Origin of the sequence: Intestinibacter sp., assembly GCF_051866655.1 — a bacterium.
GTDB lineage: Bacteria > Bacillota > Clostridia > Peptostreptococcales > Peptostreptococcaceae > Intestinibacter.
Genome location: NZ_JBJDXL010000341.1, coordinates 1 through 3,419 on the forward strand (window position 1 = coordinate 1; position 3,419 = coordinate 3,419).

A 3,419-nucleotide genomic window follows, 5' to 3' on the forward strand; every position below is an offset into this window, starting at 1 on the left:
AAAGACCTAAACAACCACCTTTAGGAATTTTAAATCAAAAGGGTGAAAATAAAATCTGTCCAACTGAGCTTGAAAGAGATAATTTTGTAGAAAATTATTCTAAGGGAGCTTTATATGCACAGCCTTGTAATGATAAGCGTTGTAATTGTGAATGGAAAGAAAAAGAGCCAGATGTTGTATTTGAAATATTCGTACTACAGGCAAAACTAGTTTACAATAAGGCTCGTTGGCATGATCCAGTTGGAAGATTTTATGTGCTAAAAGAGCAAGTAGAAGAATATACAGGGTGTAGAGTTACAATTAAAAATAGAGAAGAATTGGTTAAGGAATATATAGATGGTATAGAAAATGGATATATAGATGTAGAGCCGTTAGTTATAAGAGCTAACAAAGGTGATTGTATAGAAGTTAGACTGACTAATTTTTTACCAGAAACATTGCCGGCGACAGAATTTCAATTGAAGACTTTGACTGATAACGTAAGCTTCCATGTGCATTTAGTTAAATTTGATGTCATAACTTCAGATGGCGGCGCAAATGGATATAATAATATAGCCTCTGTTTTTTATGGAGAAACTTTAGTAGAGAGATATTACGCTAATGAAGAATTAAATGCATGTTTCTTCCATGACCACCTAAATCCAAATTCACATCAACAGCATGGATTGTTTGGAGGGCTTATAATAGAACCTAAGGGATCAACATACCATGATCCACGAACAGGTAAACGAATAAAATATGGAACAAAAGCTGTGATAAAAACACCTTCAGGAAGAGCATTTAGAGAATTTGGATTATTTGTTCATGATTTTGCATTGTTATTCGATAGACATAAAAAGGCATTAAATCCACCTCCATTTGCAGGTTCGCATGATGATCCAGGTGTAATGGGTATAAATTATAAATGTGAACCATTGAGAGAAAGATTAAATGACAAATACGATGATCCAGCAGATGTATTTAATTCGAATGTTCATGGAGATCCAGTTACACCAATTCTTGAAACATATCCAGGAGAAGAAATAGTTATAAGATTATTAGACGGTGCACAAGAGGAACAGCATATTTTTAATATACACGGTATGAAGTGGAGAAAGGAAATAACAGATAGAAAATCACCATTAGTTCAATCACAAACTCTAGGAATATCAGAAGCATTTAATATAAGAATAACTGACGATTACAAAGCAGGTGATTATATTTACTATTTCGGAGGTCAAGACGATTTGTGGCTAGGATTATGGGGAATAATAAGAGTATACAAAAATAAAAACAATAAATTAATTCCTATTGATAGTTGTAAAAAATGCTCGTTTGATAAAGTTAAATCATATAAAGACGAAATTAAGGATTGTATGATTAAGAGTAAATATTGCCCTTATAAAAAGGTAAGAGAATTCCACATAGCTGCTATACAAAAGGATTTAATATACAATAAATACAAAGACCATGATCCATACGGTCTATTATTTGTACCATATGAAATCAAAGATGATGTAATAAGTGGAAAAATAGAACCTAAGCCTTTAATATTGAGAGCAAATAAAGGTGAATATATAAAAATAACTTTAACTAATTGTTTCAATGAGCAAATACCATTTTTAGAATATCCAGGTGTACCAGTAGATAAAGAAATAACTCCATCTATGAGGGTAGGAATTAGCACACAATTTTTAAGATTCGACCCAGTAAAAGACAGTGGCGTAAATATAGGATATAATGGCGAAGAACAAACTGTAGCACCAGGAGAAAGTAAAACATATCTATGGTATGCAGATGAAGAATATGGAACTTGCTTATTATCATCATTTACAGATATAAGAAACCATAGATATCACGGGTTATTCGGAGCAATAATAATAGAGCCTGAAGGCGCCAAAATATCAAGCTCTTATGATAATGGATATAAAGCTGATTATCAAGAACAGGTATTAGTATCTACAGGTAAAAATGACAAGTTTAGAGAATTTGTTTTATTTATGCAAAATGGTATAAGACTTGTGGATGAAAAAGGTAATTTAATAAAAACTACTGTAGAAGAGGAGGAACCTATAGAGCATGGAGAGTCAGAAATATCTACAGAAAATACTTTGAAGGATGAGTTAGCTATTGAGCCTGTAGATTTTGAAGATAGAGGAGAAAAAGGATTTAACTACAAATCAGAGAGATTTTTCAATAGATTACAACATAATCCTGATATATCTAAAGTATTTAGCTCTAAAGAACATGAAGATCCATCAACGCCTGTATTAGAAGCATACCCAGGAGAAAAAGTTATAATAAGACTCTTAATGCCAGCAGATAAACCTAGAAATACGAGCTTTATAGTTCATGGGCATGAATGGATGGCTCAACCAGATGATATTTTTACAAGAATTATATCAACTCAAGGTGCTATCAGTGTAGGAAATGTATTTAATATAGAATTATTAAATGGAGCATCTATGGTACCAGGTGACTATTTATATAGATCAAGCATAATAAAATGGGATATAGAATCAGGTATGTGGGGCATTTTGAGAATCAAAGATGATGATAATAAGGCTATAGCAGAAAAATTAGAATTAGATGAAAAAAATGTTGAAAAATTAAGAGAAGAAGCTTCAAATAAATAAATATTTATGAATTACAATACTAGATTTAAAATATAGTAATACGTTACAATAATTTAATCCATTGAGTGTATACGGATTGAAATCTATATAACTCAGTGGATTTTTGTTATTTTGTATAAACAAGTCATGATATAATTAACAATATGTGGAATAAATAGGTTTGTAAAGTTATAATTAACCAATAAATGGGTAATTATATAAAGAATAAATAATCGTGAAAATAAAAGGAGATAATAAATGGATATATTAGATAACTTAAGAGAACAAGGAATAAGAGAATCACTAATCAAAGATATTGAACATTTCAGAAAAGAATACGATGTAAAAGAAGAATTAAAGGAAAGAGTAACAAAATCACCAGCCTTCTTTATAGGAAGAGACATCCTAGAAATGTGTATAACTGCAATTTTAGAAGAAGAAAATATACTATTATCAGGACCAAAGGCTACAGGTAAGAACCTACTATCTGACAACTTATCAGAAATATTTGGAAGACCACAATGGAATACTTCATTCCACATAAATACAGACAGTGCATCTTTAATAGGTACAGATACATTTATAGACAATGAAGTAAAGCTTAGACGTGGTTCTGTTTATGAATGTGCTGTAAATGGTGGATTCGGAATATTTGACGAAATAAACATGGCGAAAAACGATGCTATAGTAGTGCTTCACTCTGCGCTTGACTACAGAAGAATTATAGATGTACCAGGTTATGAAAGAATCAAGCTTCATCCAGCGACTAGATTTATAGGGACTATGAACTACGAATATGCAGGAACTAAGGAATTAAACGAAGCA

The 3,419-nt window shown here is 31.4% G+C and carries 1 protein-coding gene and 1 pseudogene; both read left to right on the forward strand.

Annotated elements, in window-relative coordinates:
- A pseudogene (locus tag ACI3VO_RS10220) lies at nt 1-2,615 on the forward strand (hypothetical protein); the annotation flags it as partial.
- 237 nt (nt 2,616-2,852) lie between these two features.
- Nucleotides 2,853-3,419 (forward strand): AAA family ATPase (locus ACI3VO_RS10225; RefSeq protein WP_439757823.1); only part of this gene is annotated, 567 nt, incomplete at its 3' end.